The following is a 17,981-nucleotide window of genomic DNA, read 5'->3' as shown; positions in this document are numbered from 1 at the left end:
CCGGACTTCGCCCGAGGCCGCCGCCCAATCGATGGTTCTTGATTCCAGGCTCAGACTTATGCCTTTAGCTCAGCCTTCCAACCCGCTCAGGTGACCGGTGCTGTCTCCCAGGCGGTCGGCCTCGACCCCGACGCGACGGAGCATCGACAGGTAGAGGTTGTTCATCGGCGTGTCCTTGGGATAGACGAGGTGCCGGCCGGGCTGGATCGACAGGTTGGAGCCGCCGGCGAGCAGGACGGGCAGGTCGTTGTGATTGTGGCGGTCGCCGTCGCCGATGCCGCTGCCGTAGACGATCATGCTGTTGTCCAGCACGGTCGAATCCCCCTCGGGGATGGCCTTGAGCTTCGACAGGAACCGGGCGAGCTGGGCGACGTGGAAGGTGTTGATCGCCTGAATCTTGGCGTTCTTGACCGGGTCGCGACCGTGGTGCGAGATGTCGTGGTGCCCCTCGGGCACGCCGATGAACGGGTAGCTGCGGTTGCTCCCCTCGTTGGCGTACATGAAGGTGGAGATGCGGGTGACGTCCCCCTGGAAGGCCAGGACCATCAGGTCGAGCATCAGGCTGATGTGCTCGGCATAGTCCTTGGGCACCCCGGTGGGCCGGGTGAAGTCATCGGGCACGTCGGGCGTGGGGAGCGCCGCTCCGGCGATCCGCCGTTCGATTTCGCGGACCCCGGTGAAGTACTCGTCGAGCTTGCGACGGTCGCCCGAGCCGAGCCTGGTCTGGAGCTGGCGGGCGTCCTCGGCGACGAAGTCGAGGATGCTGGCCCGATAGCGATTGCGGCGGCCCGCGGCCCCGCCGGCATCGCTGGCGAAGAGGCGTTCGAAGACGAGCCGAGGGTTGATCTCCTTGGCGACCGGCGTCGATTCCGACCTCCAGGAGATGTTCGACGAGTAGGCGCAGCTGTAGCCGGTGTCGCAGGCGCCCGACTGGGCGCCGCGGTCGCAGCCCATCTCCAGCGAGGCGAACCGGGTCGTCTGGCCGATCTTCTGAGCCGCGAGCTGGTCGACGGAGACGCCCGCCTTGAGGTTGGCCCCGTCAGTCTTGAACGGATGCGTGCCGGTGAGGAAGCTGGCCAGCGACCGCGCGTGGTCGCCGCCGCCGTCTCCCTTGGCATGGGCGTTGTCCTGCGCCAGCCCGGTCAGCACCGTGACGTCGTTGCGCAGCGAGGCCAGGGGCGACAGGATCGGCGGCAGCTCGTAGTCGTTGCCGATGAACTTGGGCGTCCAGGCTTCCATTCGGACGCCGTTGGGGACGTACAGGAAGGCCAGCCGCTTGGGCGGGGCTCCGGCGACGGCCGCTCCGGCGGCGCGGACGGTGGCCGGGGCCATTGCCTCGAGCCAGGGGAGCGCCATGGCGGTCCCGAGGCCGCGGAGCACCGTACGACGAGACAGGCGGCTTGCGTTGTTCATCACGGCTCGCTCCCCTGCCCCCCCCGCCTCCGGAAGGGGTCGCTTTTGACGATCTCGACGACGAGTCGAGAGAATTTATACTCATCCTGGGAAAGGGCGGCCACGACCCGGTCGACCATGCACTGGTCGCGGTAGTCGAGCCCTCGTCCCGTGGCGTAGGTCATCATCTTCTCGGCCAGGCAGCGTGAGAACGCGTCCCGCTTGCCCATCAGGATGGCCTTCAGCTCTTTGGGCGTGCCGAAGGTCTGCCCCGACGGCAGCTCGCCCGAGGCGTCGACCTTGTATGGCCCCTCGACGTCGCGCCAGGCGCCCACGGCGTCGTAATTCTCGAAGCCGAAGCCGAGCGGGTCCATCCGTGCGTGGCACGAGGCGCAGCTCGGGTTGGCACGGTGCTGCTCCATCCGCTGCCTGAGCGACCCGGTGAGCTGGCCCTTCTCGTCCCCCAGCTCGGGTACGTCGGGCGGCGGTGGAGGCGGCGGCGATCCGAGGATCTGCTCCAGGATCCACTTGCCGCGCTTCACCGGCGAGGTCCGCGTCGGGTTCGACGTGACGGTCAACACGCTGGCATGCGTCAGGACGCCCCCGCGCCGATCGCCCGTGAGCGTCACCTTGCGGAACTCGTCGCCGGTCACTCCGTCGATGCCGTAATGTTTGGCGAGGCGCTCGTTCAAGTAGGTGTAGTCGGAGTCGAGGAACTCGGTCAGGCTGCGGTCGTCGCGGACGATCGACTCGAAAAAGAGCTCGGTCTCACGCCTCATCGCGGTGCGAAGGGCATCGTCGAAGCCGGGAAATCGGGCTGGGTCGGGGTTGATCGTCTTGAGGTTGCGGAGCTGAAGCCACTGGCCGCCGAACTCCTCGACGAGGGATCGCGACTTGGGATCCTTCAGCATCCGGCGGGCTTGCGACTCGAGGGTGGCGGGCGACTTCAGGGTACCTTCGGCGGCCAGCGAGAGCAGCTCGTCGTCGGGCATGCTGCTCCAGAGGAAGTACGACAGCCGGCTGGCCAGCTCGTAGTCGTTCAGGTCCTCGACGTCGCCCGGCTTGATCGGGTCGCCCAGCCTGGTCTTGCGCCGCTCGGTCTCGACCCGGTAGAGGAAGTTCGGCGAGGCGAGGACGGCTTGCAGGGCAAGCTGGATCCCTCGTTCGAAGGTCTCGCCGTCTTGCTGCACCTGGAGGACGAGCTGGACGAGCCGCTCGAGCTCCTCGCCGCGAGCCGGCCGCCGATAGGCCCGGCCGATGAGGCGTTCGAGGATCGCCTTGGCGGCCACGCGTTCCGTGCCCGGCGAGGAGTCGCGGAAGAAGATCCGGGTGTGCGACTCCGGCAAGATGGCGGCCTGGGCCGGCCCCTGGACCTCGATCGACTCGATGAAGAGGTTCCGGTCCTGTGCCTGCTCGGTCGAGTTGGCCGGGACGTAATAGTCGTTGAGGAAGGCTGCGGAGACCGTGACACGGCCAGGGTTTGCGTCGATCTTGACTTCGTAGACGCCTTGAGCATCCTCGGTGGCCTGCACCTCGACGACGGCGAGATCCTTGCCGTCGAGCCTGATGGCCATCTTCGCCGCCTCGTTCCCGGCCTGCTGGCCGTAGGCGCGGACGCGGACGATGTACTGACCGGCCTTCGGGACGCTGAAAGGCTCGGAGACGTCGCCGTTCGTGCCGAGGACCTTACTCCCGGCGAGGAGCTTCGATTCGGGGCCGGGCACGATCCGCCGGGCGACGATCGCGGCCTCGGAGAGCTGCTCGGCGGCCGCCAGGTACCGTTCGAACAGGAGCGGAGGCAGGGTGAGCACGTCGCCGATGTTGTCGAAGCCGTAGCCCACGTCGTCCGATGGGAAGTCGTCGGCGAGGTGGAGGTCGACGCCCAGCAGGTCGCGGGTGGTGTTGTTGTACTCGGCCCGGTTGAGCCGCCGCATGGTGACGCGGCCGGGGACGATCAGGCCGCAGTCGGGGCTGGCGAATTGGCCCTTCACCCAGTCGGCGATGCGGGCCACCTCATGGTCGGTCATCTGCGGCTTGTCTTCCGGCGGCATCGAGCCCGACTCGATGTTCTCGACGATGCGCTCCCAGACCTTACGATCCTTGGGGGCGATCACCTCGGAGTCGAACGAGGCGACGTCCACACCCCCCTTGGCCTTCTTGCCGCCGCCGTGGCAGTCGACGCAATAGCGGGCCATCAGCGGGGCGATGTCCTGCTTGAACGAGACCCGCGGCGCGTCTGCGGCGAAGGCGGCGGGGGCGTAGACACCAACGCTCAGGGCGATCGCGACCAAGGATCCACGAATGAGACCTTGCGGCCGACGACGGGCGGGATTGGGGGCGGGTCGGATCATCTCTCCTCCGGCTCGGCGCATCGTTGGCGGGGCGGTCGGCGGAAGTCTGGCGAGGGCCTGAGCCCGACCACGGCTGAGACAGCGGCGTGGGATTGGCGAGCTCGGGAAGCGGGGCGAGAGCAGGTCGGGCCGACGGTCTACGTCGCGGAAGGCGGGGGTGCGGGGCGGGGTCCGGTCGAGGACACACCTGTTCTACTCAGTTTCGGCGTTCCATGCCACCCCCGAGATCCCGAGTCTGAAATTCGACGGACTCGTCGGTTCTCGAACATCCTACGACCGGATCGACCCCGGTTGTTCAAAGGTCGTCCAGCAACCATGGCCCTGGGTTCGTTTCGTTATTGGCCCAATGGCTTCGATTCGTAAGAAGCCAAGAAGGCGAGACGCAATTCCCTTGATTTCAAGGAGTTAAGCCGAAACTAGATTTGCCTGTGGCTCGCGATCATGGCTTCGATCGGGACTGACAGTGGCTTCGTTTGGCGATCTTCGAAACAAATCTCGCGTAGGAATCGAGGTCTGAGGTCGGAACAAGTCTTTGTTAGACGCATTGCCGTCATAATAGTTTCAGTCCGAGACGAACATTAACGGGCAAGCTGTTGCCTATTCCCAAGTTGATTGCCGATGGGAGAACGACGCAAGGCCAGGTCGACCCTGGGGGTCGTCCTGGCCTTGCGTGGATGCCGATCGGATACGGGCGGCGATGGGTCAGGAGCAGCCCATGCTGTTTCCGCAGTTGAAGCAGCGGTAGCAGGTGCCGCAGCGGACCGTCAGGGAGCCGCAGTTGTCGCAGGCGGGGGCGTCGCTCTGGAAGTGAGCGAACTGCTCCTGCTGATTGCCCACCGTGTAGACCGGCGGCTGGTCCACGGCGGCAGGGGCCGGGGCGGGCGTGGGGGCCGGATCGGGCTGGGTCACATGGGCGACGGCTTCGGCGTGGTCGAGGTCGTCCTGGGTGGCCGAGCGGTGGCCGTTGACCTTCACGACCGGGGCGACAGGGGCCGAGACTTCCTCGACGGGCTCACGCTTGGGGGCGTTGGCCTCGCGGTAGCCGGGGAGGAACTCCATGCCCAGCCAGCGGAAGATGTAGTCGGTCACGCTCTTGGCGATGGGGATGTCGGGGTTGCGGGTGAAGCCGGCCGGCTCGAACCGCTGGTGGGCGAACTTGTTGACGAAGACCGACAGCGGGACGCCGTACTGGAGGCCCATCGAGACCAGGGTGCCGATGGTGTCCATCAGGCCGCCGATGGTCGAGCCTTCTTTGGCCATCGTGATGAACAGCTCGCCGGGGCGGCCGTCGGAGAAGAAGCCGACGGTGACGTAGCCCTCGTGCCCCTGGATGTCGAACTTGTGCGTCATGCTCCGACGGGTGTCGGGAAGGCGCTCGCGGCGGGGCTGGGTGACGACGGCCGTCGGGGCGGCGACGACCGGGATGGGGGCGGGGGCGGGGGCGGGGGCGACGACCGCGGCGGCGGCGGCAGCAACGGCGGCCTCGACCTGGGCAAGTGACTCGGCCAGGACCCTGGCGTCGCTGGCCTTGGTCTCCTCCGACTTGGTGTTCACCGGCTGGCTCCCCTTGGAACCGTCTCGGTAGATGGCCAGGGCCTTGAGGCCGAGGTGCCAGCCTTCGAGGTAAGCGTTGCGGATGTCCTCGACGGTCGCCTCGGTGGGCATGTTGACCGTCTTGGAGATGGCCCCCGAGAGGAACGGCTGGACGGCGGACATCATCAGCAGATGGCCGCGGTAGTGGATGCTCCGGCCACCCTGCGGCGGGGCGAAGGCACAGTCGAAGACGGCGAGGTGTTCGTCGAGCAGGCCCGGGGCCCCCTCGATCGTGTCGTGGCTGTCGATGTAGTCGAGCACGCCGCCGACGGTCGGCTCGTCGTAGCCCAGCTCACGCAGGGCCATCGGGACGGTCCGGTTGACGATCTTGAGCATGCCGCCACCGGCCAGGCTCTTGTACTTGACCAGGGCGATGTCGGGCTCGATGCCGGTGGTGTCGCAGTCCATCATGAACGCGATGGTCCCGGTGGGGGCCAGCACCGTCACCTGGCTGTTGCGATAGCCGTGCTCGCGACCCGACTCGACGCACTCGTCCCAGACGATGCGGGCCTCGGCCAGCAGCTCGGGGACGGCGGAGCGATCGATCGACTCCAGCGAGTCGCGGTGCATCTCCATCACCCGGAGCATGGGCTCGCGGTTGACGGCGAAGCCGTCGAACGGCCCGAGGTGGGCGGCGTGCTCGGAGCTGGTCAGGTAGGCCTGACCGTGCATCAGGGCGGTGATGCAGCCGGCCAGGGCACGACCCTCGGGGGAGTCATACGGCTTGCCGCTGGCCATGATCAGGCTGCCGAGATTGGCGTAGCCCAGGCCCAGGGGGCGGAACTTGTGGCTATTCGAGGCGATCCGATCGGTCGGATAGCTGGCGTGGTCGACCAGGATCTCCTGCGCGGTGATGAAGATCCGGCAGGCGGCGCGGAAGGCCGTGGCGTCGAACGAGCCGTCTTCGCGGCGGAACTTCATCAGGTTGATCGAGGACAGGTTGCAGGCGCTGTCGTCGATGAACATGTACTCGGAGCAGGGGTTCGAAGAGTTGATCGGCGCGGTGTTGGGGCAGGTGTGCCAGCGCTGGATCGTGTCCTCGAACTGCATGCCGGGGTCGCCGCAGAGCCAGGTCCCCTCGGCGATCTTGTCCATCAGGCCCAGGGCGGGCATGGTGTCCATGGGCCGGCCGGTGGTGACGGCGCGGGTGGTCCAGTCGCCCCCAACTTCGACGGCGCGGAGGAAGCCGTCGGTGGCACGGACGGAGAGGTTGGCGTTCTGGAAGAGGACAGAGCTGTACGCCTCGCCGTTGAAGTTGGCCTCGTACCCGGAACGGATCAGGGTCTGGGCCTTCCGCTCTTCCTTGGTCTTGCACTCGATGAAGTCGAGGATGTCGGGGTGATGGACCTTGAGGGTCTGCATCTTGGCGGCGCGACGGGTCTTGCCGCCGCTCTTGACGACGCTGGCCACGGCGTCGTAGACGCGCATGAAGCTGACGGGGCCCGAGGGGCGGCCGCCGCCGGAGAGCTTCTCCTTGCTGGAACGCAAGGTGGACAGGTCGGTGCCGGTGCCCGATCCGAACTTGAAGAGCATGGCCTCGGCCGTGGCCAGGCGCATGATATCGGCCATGTCGTCAGAGACGGCCTGGATGAAACAGGCGGCACCCTGAGGATACTCGTAGGCGTTGTGGACCTGGACGACGCCGCGCGTCTCCTCGTCCCAGCGCCAGTTGTTGGCCGGGCCGCTGACGCCGTAGCGGTGGTGCAGGCCGACGTTGAACCAGACGGGCGAGTTGAACGACCCGTACTGATTCAGGCAGAGTGAGGTCAGCTCGTCATAGAACCGCTCGCCGTCCTCTTCCGAGGCGAAATAGCCGTCGGCCTTGCCCCAGTCGGCGATGGTTCGGGTGACCCGGTCGACCAGGTCGCGGACGCTGGTCTCGCGCTCCGGGGTGTCGACCTCGCCGTAGAAGTACTTGCTGACGACGACGTTGGTAGCCAGCTGGCTCCAGGACTTGGGGATCTCGCAGTTGTGCTGCTGGAAGATCGCCTTGCCGCGCTCGTCCTTGATCTCCGCAGAGCGGAGATCCCACTCGATGAGGTCATAGGGGCTGGTCCCTTCCGCGCTGAAAACGCGAGGGATTGCCATCCCGGTTCGTGCTCGCCCCGCGCGAACCTGTCCTGTTGCGACCCCAACCGACCGATCTTCGACCGTTGCCATGGACGTTCTCCGCCTGACGTCGTCCGCTTGGTTCACACACATCCTGCGGAACCGGCCGGATTCTATCCTATCTGTTCAGGTGTGTCACTATGGACATCTGGACAAATGGTCAAGCTCGGCCGATTCCTCGTAACCACCGGGCTCGTCCGTCCAACACGGCCCCTGGGCGAGGGCTTCTCACAGCAAGTGTCAGAAAGCTTGGACAGTCAGCAGGCCGCTTCGATGGTGTTCGACGCTATTGTATCGGCGCCAAACTGGAGGAAACGGAGGAAATGGAGAATCTAGGGTGCAGGAGAAAACGGCCAAGGCGCCTATTCCGGTTTTCGAGCGCCTATCAGAAATCCGTGTAAGGCGCAAGAAGAAAATGAGAAGGCCGCTCCAACCTCGAACAAGTCGAGGGCTGGCGCGGCCTTGCGTTCATCGAATTGTCATCGGGCCAACCCTGGCCAGCGTCAGACCGGGGCGACGAGGCCGGTGATCTGAACGGTGGTGTGCGACTGGCGGTGACCGTTGCGGCGACGCATATCTTTGCGGCGACGGAACTTCTGGATGACAATTTTCTTGCCGCGGAAGTGGTCGACGATCTTGGCGGTGACCGTGGCCCCTTCGATGACCGGCAGGCCGATCACCGGGCTGCCTTCGCCGGCGAACAGCAGGACCTTGTTGAAGACGACCTCGTCGCCGAGTTCGCCCGGGCGAAGGTCCACGACGATGCGATCGCCCTGGCTGACGCGGAACTGATGACTACCATCCTCGAAGATCGCGTACATCCGTCGATAGCTCCCGGCGGGCCGGCCACGTAAAGTCCGGCGTTGCAATGGCTTGAGCGTGTTTCAAAGCGATCGGCCTGGCGCGGCCCGGCGATCGATCGGGCGATCCGGCCCGGCGCGTCCTACCCCTCGACGCCCGTGGGCGGAGGGAACCGTCGCGGAAAACTGAGATCTTAACGACTCGGGCGAATCGTTCCAAGTCAACTCCGCGCGGAAATCTTTCGTCGGCATTGTCCGCCGACGTTCCGGGCGAACAATTGGCTTGGGCTTGTCGAGGGGCCCCGGATTCTCGGATCATGGCGATTTGGGACGGTGCGAAGCAAACAGGCGAATGAACAGGGACGATGGCACCATGCGGATCGGCCTGATTTCGGATACTCACGACAAGCTCGCCCGGACCGAGATGGCCGTGCGTAGGTTGCTCGATGAGGGGGCCGAGGTGCTCCTCCACTGTGGAGACCTGACGACAGCGGGCGCCGTGGAGCGGTGCGTGGGCGTTCCCGCCTACTTCGTGCTCGGCAATAACGACTACGACGAGAAGGGGTTGCGCAAGGCCATCGAGGACTCGGGCGGAACCTGCCTGGGTCTGGGCGGCGAGATCGAGATCGCCGGGCGGCGGCTGGCTATCACGCACGGTCATTCGGGCCACATGGTCCGTCGGCTGAGCGTCTCCGCTCCGGACTATCTTTTTTATGGCCACACCCACGTTGCGGTCGACGAACTCCACGGCAAAACACGCTGGATTAACCCTGGAGCCCTACATCGGGCCGAGGATTATCGCGCGGCTCTGCTGAATCTGGAGACCGGAGAGCTGACCTCGTTCCTGTTTGCCTGAGAGTCGAAAAGGGAACGGAAGCTGGCCTCCTCGCGTTGCAGGGGACTGGGTATAGTCCCGGCCGATCGCCGGATCCGGGACGATCCGTCGGATGCTGCATGCGAGGAAGGAGCTTCCATGCGACTCTGCCTGGTGGAGGATGGCGGTGTCTCAGGCCTCGAGCCGCTGACGCTGACCCGGCCCGCATTCGACCTGCGGCTGGGGGCCACGACCCTGGAAGCCAAGCTGGCGCGTGCCTTCGACATCGGCCCGGGCCCGGCGCGGCGCGGGTGCGTCGTTCGGCCTCATCTCGCGGACATCCGCCGATCCCGCGATCCTCAGACGGTGGTGAACTCGGTCGACTGGCTGGCCAAGGCCCCGACGGTGGTGGCCAACGGCCGCTGGGTCCCGCCCTCTGGGTTCGAAGTCCCGGCGACCGGCGGTACCTGGGTCGGGCTTTGCGACGGCCGGCCCGCCTTCGCGATGGTCGGGCCGGGCGACTCACCGGGTCTGGAGCCCGGTCGCGTCGGCCCCTGGTTCGAAGACCTGGCAGCCCGCCTGGACGGCTTCGACGTCGGGGGAGAGTGGATCGACCGCCCCTGGGACCTGGTGACGAAGAACGGGCCGCACATCGCACGCGACTTCCGAGAGGGGGGGCGCGTCGGCGTCAGCAACCACCACCTGGCGCGCCTGGCCCTGGTCGGCCCGGTCGACCGCCTGTTCGTGCACGAGACGGCGCAGATCGACCCGTACACAGTCCTGGACACCACGTTGGGTCCGATCATCGTCGGCCCGGGGGCGATCATCCGGCCGTTCACGCGGCTTGAGGGCCCCTGCGTCATCGGGCGCGGGAGCGTCATCTCCCGCGCCGAGATCCGCGGCGGCACGACGATCGGGCCCGACTGCCGGGTGTCGGGCGACGTCGAGGCGTCGATCCTCCACGGCCAGGTCCGCAAGGATTCGGGGGGGACGCTTGGTCACGCCTACGTGGGGGAATGGGTCGACCTGGGGCCAATCGCCTCCGGAGGGGCCAGCAGTGACGGTATGCTGAGCGTCTCGCTGTGCGGCGACCCGATCGCCACCGGCCAGGACCGGGTCGGCTGCTTCGTGGGCGACCACTCGAGGATGGGGCCGGGGAGCGTCCTGGACTCGGGGACGTCCATCGGCGTGATGTGCAACCTGGCACCGGCCGGCTCGCCGGTGCCGAGGCACGTCCCGTCATTCGCGTCATTGACGCACGGAGGCGTGGCACCCGGGTTCGACCTTGAAGAACTGTTCGGGGCCGCGAGATCCGCGATGGCCTTGCATGGGCACGACTTTCGCGAGTCAGAACGCAGTCTTCTCCTCGACCTGTTCGAGCGGACCCGGCTGGAACGCGAGCGGGCGTACCAGAAAGCCGATCGGCGCCGCGACGAGCCACGTCCGGCAGCCTCGGCTGGCGGTTGACCGTCGTGCCCTGGAATGTTGCACAAATGCAACACTCTGAGGCGACCGGGAAGACTCGGCAGCGTTGATCGGTAAGAATGCAACGATGGATGACCGCGCCTGCGTTGGTCTGTTGAAGCGGGCGGCGCGGCCGATGCTACAATCTTCCCAGATCACCGCATCGGCTTGTCATTTGCCTGCCTTGATTCTGTCCTAGACTTAGGGGCGATGTAAGCCGGCTGCGGGATTGGGCCTCCATGATCGGTTGGATTGGGGGCATGCCACGCGAGATTCGAGCGAGTTGGGGCGGAACGACTCGAGACGGAATGCCGGCCTTCGCGGAAGGGTCTTGATCATGACAGATCCCCCCACCGAAGCCTTCGCGGCCGCGTGCCGGTTCCGAGGCCCGTTACGGTTCGGCATCAGCGACGCGATGGCGTCGAGTCGGGACGACTACTACGTCGAGCGGCCCTACGCCGTGGTCGGGCGGGACGTCCATTCGGATCTGGTGATCGACCACTGGTTGGTCAGCAAGAAGCACGTCTATTTCCAGGCGATTGCCGGGCGGATCTATGCGATCGACCTGGGGAGCCGGGCGGGCCTGAAGTGGGCCTCGGGGATGGCGGCCCACGGCTGGGCCGATGTGCCGGGCGGGCTCCAGCTCGGCCCGCATACGGTCAGCGTGGCCGATGGGCTGGACGGTCGGGATGACGGCAAGCCGCCCGCCTGGACGCCGCTGGCCGCCCAGGCCGACGACCCGGAGACGCCGCTCTCGGTGCGGATCGAGCCGCTTGAGCTGGGCGAAGCCTTCGCGCCCAAGCGGATCAACCGGCCGATCACGCTGGTGGGCCGCGCGCCGGGGTGCCGGGTCCGGATCGACCACCCGAGCGTCTCCAACTTCCATTGCGCCTTGGTCTCGGTGTCGGACCAGCTCTGGATGGTCGACCTGCTGGGCCGCGACGGTGTGCGGGTCAACGGCGAGCTGACGCGGCACGCCCGACTGATGGCCGATGACGTCCTGCGGATCGGCTCGCACAACCTTCGGATCCTGGAAGGCTCGAGCAATACGCCCCCGCCCCGGGTGGTCGGCAAGGCGCTGCGACGTCGCGACTCGCAGGCCCTGATCGGGCGAGTGGCCTTCCCCGCGACCTCCAACGGGCTCCAGACCTACATCGAGCCCGCCGTGTCGCGTACACCCGCGCGGATGGAGCCGGCGGAGGAGCTGGACGTCCGGGCGGTGCTGGAGCAGTTCGGCACCATCCAGAGCCAGATGCTCGACCAGTTCTACCAGGCCATGATGACGATGATGAAGTTCCAGCAGGAGGCGCACCAGGGGCAGATCTCGCAGATGAAGGGCGAGACCGAGCAGCTGCGCGATCTGGTGCGCGAGCTTCACGCGATGAAGGCCATCCAGGCCGCACCGAGCCCTGCCCCGCCCGTCGCCCCGCCGCCCGCCGCCCCCATGCCCCCGCACCCCCACTTCGCGCCCGAACCGGCACCGCAGCCGGCGGCCGAACCTGCTCCCCCGCGCCAGGCGAAGGCAACGCAGCCGGCGGATGCCAAGACGCAGAGCGTCGACGACATCCAGGACTGGCTGGCGAAGCGATTCGACACGATCCAGGGTGAGCAGCAGGGGCGCTGGCGCAAGCTGTTCGACTCGGTGATCGGCCAGTCGGGCAGGCCGGTCAAGGGCGAGCGGACCTGACGGGACCGGGAAGTGCCCCGGTCGTGGGAGTGCGCGGATCAGGGAGCTTCATCAACTTCCAGGGTGCTCTGGGTCCAGAGCTTCCAGGCCGGCCCGTCGAGGCGGAAGGTCATCATCGAGTCGGTGGTGTTGTTGGAGAACTTCGACGTTGTCCCGCGATTGGCCGTGCGAAGGATAACCCTGGCCACGGCGTAGGGGTCGTCCCGGCCGATGAAGGTGAAGCGGATGACCTTGTAGTCCAGGTCGTACTTATCGAAGAGGGCCCGCGAGGTCTGCTCGGTGTAGGCGTAGCCGGGCGACTTGGGGTGGATCGTGCGCAGGGCGGCGGGTAAATCTTCGTTGCGGCTGGCCAGGCAGTTGTCGTCGACGACCTTGCGGATGGCCTTCGCCGCCGGGTCGTCCTTGAGGCCCGGCTTGACGTCGAGGTCGACGTCCTGGCCCGAGGCGACCACGACCACGGTCAGGACCAGGGCGAAAAGCAGGCGATAGGCTGGGGTTATGGCCGGCAAGGTCATCGCGGTGGCTCCTCGGGGCGCGGCCCGCGTGGGCGTCGGCCGGAGGACCGGCCTCCGTCGCCGTGCGTCGCTTCGGTTCCAAGACGGGCCCAGCATGGGGCGAAGCCGCGGGCATTTCAAGCGCCGAATGTTGCCCGGGGCGAACCGAGGGGCTTGATCTCCCCTCCACAATGGGGCGTGCGGGGTGGCGAGCGGGGCGAGGTCGTGGGTTCAAGACGAGGCGGAGGCCGGTTCGTTGAGTACGCTGGCGGTGGAGTTGGTGCCGGGTGTGGGACGCCGGGCGACGACGGGGTGGCGCACCTACGTCTGTTTAACCTTGATGGTCCTGATCGGTTCGGGCACGGCCCCTGCGGCCAAGCTCGCCTTGCGCGGGCTGCCTGTGGGCCTGCTGCCTGTGCTCAGGTTCGGCATCGCGGGGCTCTGCCTGCTGCCGCTGGCGTGCAAAGGTGGGGCGCTCGCCGCTCTGTTCCGCAATGACTGGAAGCGGCTCTTGATTGCGGCGGCCTTCTGCGTGCCGATCAACCAGGCCCTCTTCCTGAACGGGACGAAGCTGGCACCGGTCTCGCACACGGCGCTCATCTACGCGGCCCTGCCGCTGGTGGTGCTGGGCTTGGCCGCGGCCCTGGGGCAAGAACGCTTGACGCGCCGACGTTTGCTGGGCGTGCTGGCCAGTGTCGTCGGCCTGGCGGTGATCGCGGAAGGGGCGTCTCGACCGGGCGGGGTCTCGGCGCCGGGGGTGTTGCTGGGCGACCTCTTTCTCGTGGGTGCGGTGACGTCGTGGGGCGTCTACGTTACGGTGAGCAAGCCCCTGGTGACGCGCCACGGGGCCATCCCGTCGCTGGCGGCCACCTTCCTGGCCGGGAGCCTGCTGACGGTCCCGATCGCCCTGGCCACGACGCCGGAGTGGCCCCCCCTGGCGGGGATCTCGACCCGAGCCTGGCAGGGGATGATCTACCTGACATTGATCGTGACCGTGGTCGGCCTGGCGTTCCAGAACCAGGCGCTCCGGCGTCTGGATGCCAGCCACGTGACGACGGTGGGCAACGTGGCCCCGGTGCTGACGGTGCTCTGGGGCGTCTGGTTCTTCGACGACCCGTTCACGCCGAGCCTGGCCGTGGGCGGCGCCTTGACGGTCGGCGGTGCGCTCTGGGCGAGCCTGTCGGCGGTGCGTTGACTGACGCGGGCCCGACCATCTGCGGGCCCGCGCCTTCTTGGGCTCAGTACGCGTCGGAGCTGATCACTTCGCCGCCGCTCTTGGTGAGCAGCGCATCCATGACTTGCAGGTTGATCGACTTCTTCAGGAAGCGGACCGATCCGTCGGCGAACCCGAAGCTCGTTCCCCCCTGGTAGCGTCCGAAGAGGGCCTGCAAGTCGAGCGGGGCCTTGACCTCCCAGTCGTCGGGCTTGGTCCAGATGACGGCGGCCTGGTCGTCGGCTTCCAGGGTCATGATGGTGTTGGACGTGCCGTCGGTGATCTCCTGGATCTTCACGCCTTGGGCGCCCGGGAACATCGTCGTCGCCCCGCGCGGGGTGAGATAGGTCGTCTTCCCCTCGGCGGCCAGGGCTCGCGTGGCGGCCGGGGCGTCGTAGACCTTGGGCATCTTGGAGATGAGCGTGCGGTTGTGGTCGCTGTCCCAGGGCTCGTCGAGGTGGAACTCCTTGAAGAGAGGGGCCTGGTCGAGGTAAGGGAGGATCAGGACGCGCCAGCTCAGCAGTGGCTTGCCGTCCTTGGCGGCGAGATAGGCCGGCGGGAACGCTTTCGTCGCGTCGTGATAATTGTGCATCGCCAGGCCGATCTGCTTCAGGTTGTTGACGCTCTGGGACCGCTGCGCGGCAAGCCGGGCCGAGATGAGGGGCTTGCTCAGCTCCTGGGCCACGGCGGCCATGTCCAGCTCATACGTCGTGCGAGCACCGGCCTCGGCACGCTCGGTCGCTCCCAGGGTTGTGGCCAATTTGAGGGCGGGATTTTCTGCGAGGAGGGGAGGAATTCCGCGGGCGATGGCCAGGGCCATGACCTTGCGCAGCTCGACGGCCGCGGTCTCGTCCTTCCCCTGGAGCACCACGCGAAGCTTGGGCTTGGCGTCATCGGTCATGGCGAGCGTGGCCCAGGTCAGGCCCCTGGTGATGATCTCCGGGGGCGCCCCGCCGAGCTCGGGGGGAAGGTTGGTCATCGACTCCTCAAGGGCGCGCCGCTGGACGGTGCTGGGCACGATCGCCAGGAAGGCCGAGGTCTTCGAGGAGGCGGCCAGGGCGGCTTCGACGTCGGGGCGTGCCGCGGGCTTGGCCTGCTTGATCCGGGCGAGGGCCTCGGGCTTGCCCGCCACGACCGCGCCCCGGATCGTCTCGGCGGCCGGCCAGTGAAACGGCAGGCCGGACGCATCCGTGGTCAAAAGCCGCTTGATCTCGTCGGCGTTGCCGCCGGCGGTCAGCGGGACGACGACGACCGGAAAGCCGGGGAAGTCGGCCGGATCGAGCAGGATGACGAGCTCCTTGGCCCCGGCCTTCTCCAACGCGCCGATCAGTCCCCCCGCTGACTTCAGGCCGCCGGCGAGTTCGGGGCTCTCGGCATGCGCGCCGAGGATCTGGCGGACCGAGCGTTCGAAGGTCCCGCCCGTCAGGCTGACCCTCGCCACGGCGGCGACCTCGTCGCCGATGAGTTGTGACACGACTCCGGCGCCCTCCCCTTGCGGGGGGGCGCCGACGAGCAAGCAGGCGGCCAGGGTCCATGAGAGGGTCATGCAAGGCTCCTACCCGGCTGGTCCGGGCGTGAAGGTCGGGTCACTTCGCCAGCTTGATCAGGTAATTGATCGAATAGGCCGGGTGGTTGGGGCCACCGGGGGGGACGGGGGCCGAGAGCGTGGCCGTGTCGCCGTTGACCGCATAAGAGAACGGCTTCCCGCTGATGACGTCGATCGGCGTCGGGGCCTCGGTGATGGCCTCCAGGCTGGCGGGGAGCTTCCCGCCGTGCAGTGAGGCGTCCAGTCGGATGGCCTCGATGCATTGCATCGCGTCGAGATGGCGTTCGAGGCGTAGCGTCGCCAGGCGGGCCGAGTTGATCGCGGGCGTCAGCAAGTCGAAGAGGGTGAGCAGCGGGCTGGACAGCTTCGCTTCCATCGTCCGGTCGCCCCGCGGGTCAACCCGGTCATACGACTGCCAGTAGGGCACGTTGATCCACTTATACGATTCGTCCCGTCGCTTCACGTACTCCTTGATGGAATAGAGCACCGAGACCTGGACCACGGGCATGGCGTCGACCTCCGTCTCGGTCCGGCCGGCGGCGATCAGGCCGCTCCGGGCCTCGGGGTAGACCTTGACGGCCATCGCGGCGATGCCGAGCTGCCCCATCCCGCCGGGTGGTGGCAGGGCGCTCCCGGTCAGGCTGTAGATTTTCTTCTGGATCTGTTCGACGAACCGCCTCACCTCCGTCAGGCTCATCGGCCCCCGGTCGAGCTCTTCCAGCTCTGGCAGGGCCTTGTTGAAGAGGGTCAGCTCGCCTTCCATCGGCCGGCGTAGGTCGATGAATGGCCGCGGTCGATCGGCCAGGGCCCAGAAGAGGCTCGGCGTGCCCGGGGCCTGGATCAGGTCGGTCAGACAGATTGCCATCACGCTGTCGATCGCGACGCCGACCAGGGCCTGGATGAGCGTCGGCCCTTCGGCGGCATGCCGGCCCATCACCATCCCGACCTGGATCCAGTGCATCGCCTCATCGATCTTGCCGTCGAGGATCGCCAGCCTCGCCTTCACGGCGATCAGCCGGGCCAGCGAGCGCAGTTCCTGGATCTCCGGCAGCAACAGGTCGAAGCCCTCCTTCCGCCGGTCGAATTCCCAGTCGCAAGTCTGCCGCATGGCCGCAAGCTCCGCCTCTTTCAGCGGGCCCTGGAAGGCTTCGAGCTGCTTGCGGGCCTCCTCCCGAGGGAGCTGGGCGATGGGGCCGGTGGCCCATCGCGAGATGCGCATCTCGGGCGAGTTCTCCGGGTCGGGCGGCTTCGCGCCGGGGGCGCGGGCCTGGCCGAGGCTGGACTGGGCGAGGAGCAAGATACCCCGGTGATAGAACACGGCGGCGTTGCCAGGGATCAAGATTCGGGGCTCGGGAACGAGCCGATATTTCAGGGCGGGCACCGGCTGGGGGGCCGGGCGCAGAATCAGCTCGACGGGTATGGTTTTGGCTTGCGCCATCGCCAGGCCCGGCGGCAGGAACGCAAGCATCAGGATCAAGGCGACGGTCCGTTTCATGAGCGGTCTCCGGGTTCGAGGGCTCGGCGCAGCTCGTCTCGCAGTTGTTCGCGTGGAGTTTTCGGCGAGTCTTCGACAGCCGCCCAGGCCGCGGGGGGCGAGGGGGGCAGGCCGTCGAGGCCGAAGCGGAGGACCTGGCCGGTCAGTCGCTGGTAAGGAGTCTCGCCGCCGAGGAACGCGTCGACGAGCGGCGAGGAAGGGCGGGATCTGACGGGGGCGGGGATCGGCTCCGGCCTGGACTTGACCGCGGCGGGGACCGTGGCCCGGGCCGGCTCATCAACGACGAGAAGCTCGACGACCCGTGGTCCCGGCCGATTGACCAGGAGGACGCCCTCGACCACCGCCAGTGCGGTGACGCAAGCCGCCGCGAGCCACGCATGCCGGTTCGTGGTTTGCCCGACCGAGGCACGGCCGGCCTCGTACATCAGGCGGTCGCGGTCGAGGCGCGGACGCGAGGGCGGCAGCGCGGCGAGGCCGGATTCGAGGGCATTCAGATCTGGGTCGAGCGAGGCGGGCTCGGGCGGCATGGGACCCCCAGGCGTTCTCTCAGGGTCGAGAGGCCGGTTTGGTAGAGGCGATGGGCGGTGCTCGACGACACACCGATGAGTTCGCCGATCTGTTCGAACGTCAGGGCGCCCCAGAGTCGGGCGACGATCACCTCGCGCTGCGGGTCGGGCAGCGCGGTCAGCGAGGCCTGCGCCTCGTCGGGGTCGAGCGGATAATCGGCCAGGCCCCCGGGGTCGGGATCGAACCAGGGGGGGAGGTGAGAGGCGACCTCGGCCTCGCGGCGCCGCCTTCGCTTGCCGGCGATCCCCGCGTTGATCGAGGCGTTTCGCACCGCCCGGAACAGCCAGGCGGCGGGGTTTTCCGGCGGCGAGCGGAGCGCCGCCAGGGCCATGAACGCGTCCTGGACCGCGTCCTCGGGGTCGCCCGACCACTGGCGGGCATACAGGGTAAGCGCGGCCGAATGGCCGTCGATCAGGCGTCCGAGTTGCTCGACGTCCATCGGTCCTCGCCCGCCCG

General features: G+C 67.4%; 13 protein-coding genes. 4 read left to right on the top strand and 9 right to left on the bottom strand.

The genetic code is table 11. The annotated features are described in order from the left end of the window. Window positions 1-69: 69 nt before the first annotated feature. From EP7_RS14060 to rplU, 4 genes are all read right to left on the bottom strand, one after another. On the bottom strand, window positions 70-1,413 hold the full coding sequence (locus EP7_RS14060; RefSeq protein ID WP_463521703.1) for a DUF1552 domain-containing protein: 1,344 nt from the start codon (window positions 1,411-1,413) through the stop codon (window positions 70-72). Then, the gene (locus EP7_RS14055) at window positions 1,413-3,743 is read right to left on the bottom strand and encodes a DUF1592 domain-containing protein (RefSeq protein WP_463521701.1); all 2,331 of its coding nucleotides are present in this window, start codon (window positions 3,741-3,743) and stop codon (window positions 1,413-1,415) included. Before EP7_RS14055 ends, EP7_RS14060 begins: the two co-directional genes overlap by 1 nt. Before the next feature lie 702 nt (window positions 3,744-4,445). Further along, window positions 4,446-7,496 (bottom strand): vitamin B12-dependent ribonucleotide reductase, encoded by a 3,051-nt coding sequence (locus EP7_RS14050; RefSeq protein WP_463521699.1) that lies wholly within the window; start codon window positions 7,494-7,496, stop codon window positions 4,446-4,448. A 452-nt stretch (window positions 7,497-7,948) separates the two neighbouring features. Further along, the gene (rplU, locus tag EP7_RS14045; protein WP_463521697.1) at window positions 7,949-8,266 is read right to left on the bottom strand and encodes a 50S ribosomal protein L21; all 318 of its coding nucleotides are present in this window, start codon (window positions 8,264-8,266) and stop codon (window positions 7,949-7,951) included. A gap of 331 nt (window positions 8,267-8,597) precedes the next feature. Here rplU and EP7_RS14040 point away from each other — a divergent pair, with 331 nt between their 5' ends. The 3 genes from EP7_RS14040 to EP7_RS14030 all read left to right on the top strand — a co-directional run bounded on the left by EP7_RS14040 (window position 8,598) and on the right by EP7_RS14030 (window position 12,210). Beyond that, entirely contained in the window at window positions 8,598-9,101 is a 504-nt protein-coding gene (locus tag EP7_RS14040; RefSeq protein ID WP_463521695.1) for a metallophosphoesterase family protein, read from the top strand. A gap of 117 nt (window positions 9,102-9,218) precedes the next feature. Continuing rightward, entirely contained in the window at window positions 9,219-10,526 is a 1,308-nt protein-coding gene (locus EP7_RS14035) for a putative sugar nucleotidyl transferase (protein WP_463521693.1), read from the top strand. Window positions 10,527-10,860: 334 nt separating this feature from the next. Beyond that, window positions 10,861-12,210, top strand: a complete 1,350-nt coding sequence (locus EP7_RS14030; protein WP_463521691.1) for an FHA domain-containing protein — start codon at window positions 10,861-10,863, stop codon at window positions 12,208-12,210. A gap of 38 nt (window positions 12,211-12,248) precedes the next feature. Here EP7_RS14030 and EP7_RS14025 read toward each other — a convergent pair whose 3' ends face one another. Next, on the bottom strand, window positions 12,249-12,725 hold the full coding sequence (locus EP7_RS14025; protein ID WP_463521689.1) for a hypothetical protein: 477 nt from the start codon (window positions 12,723-12,725) through the stop codon (window positions 12,249-12,251). Between the two features lie 235 nt (window positions 12,726-12,960). On the opposite strand from EP7_RS14025, the gene EP7_RS14020 reads away from it, so the two are divergent. Further along, entirely contained in the window at window positions 12,961-13,899 is a 939-nt protein-coding gene (locus EP7_RS14020; protein ID WP_463521687.1) for a DMT family transporter, read from the top strand. 43 nt (window positions 13,900-13,942) lie between these two features. Here EP7_RS14020 and EP7_RS14015 read toward each other — a convergent pair whose 3' ends face one another. From EP7_RS14015 to EP7_RS14000, 4 genes are read right to left on the bottom strand one after another with little or no spacing between them, the layout of a single operon-like run. Beyond that, the gene (locus tag EP7_RS14015) at window positions 13,943-15,463 is read right to left on the bottom strand and encodes a DUF1559 family PulG-like putative transporter (protein ID WP_463521685.1); all 1,521 of its coding nucleotides are present in this window, start codon (window positions 15,461-15,463) and stop codon (window positions 13,943-13,945) included. Window positions 15,464-15,503: 40 nt separating this feature from the next. After that, window positions 15,504-16,958, bottom strand: a complete 1,455-nt coding sequence (locus EP7_RS14010; protein WP_463521683.1) for a hypothetical protein — start codon at window positions 16,956-16,958, stop codon at window positions 15,504-15,506. Beyond that, a complete protein-coding gene (locus EP7_RS14005) occupies window positions 16,955-17,485 on the bottom strand; it encodes a hypothetical protein (RefSeq protein ID WP_463521681.1) in 531 nt (176 codons plus the stop codon). Before EP7_RS14005 ends, EP7_RS14010 begins: the two co-directional genes overlap by 4 nt. Then, a complete protein-coding gene (locus tag EP7_RS14000; RefSeq protein WP_463521679.1) occupies window positions 17,449-17,964 on the bottom strand; it encodes an RNA polymerase sigma factor in 516 nt (171 codons plus the stop codon). The genes EP7_RS14005 and EP7_RS14000 overlap by 37 nt, the downstream gene beginning before the upstream one ends. Window positions 17,965-17,981: the final 17 nt, after the last annotated feature.

This window comes from Isosphaeraceae bacterium EP7 (genome assembly GCA_038400315.1).
In the GTDB taxonomy this organism is placed as follows: domain Bacteria; phylum Planctomycetota; class Planctomycetia; order Isosphaerales; family Isosphaeraceae; genus EP7.
Note: the sequence above shows the minus strand (reverse complement) of the source record. Positions and strands in the feature narration are given on the sequence as shown.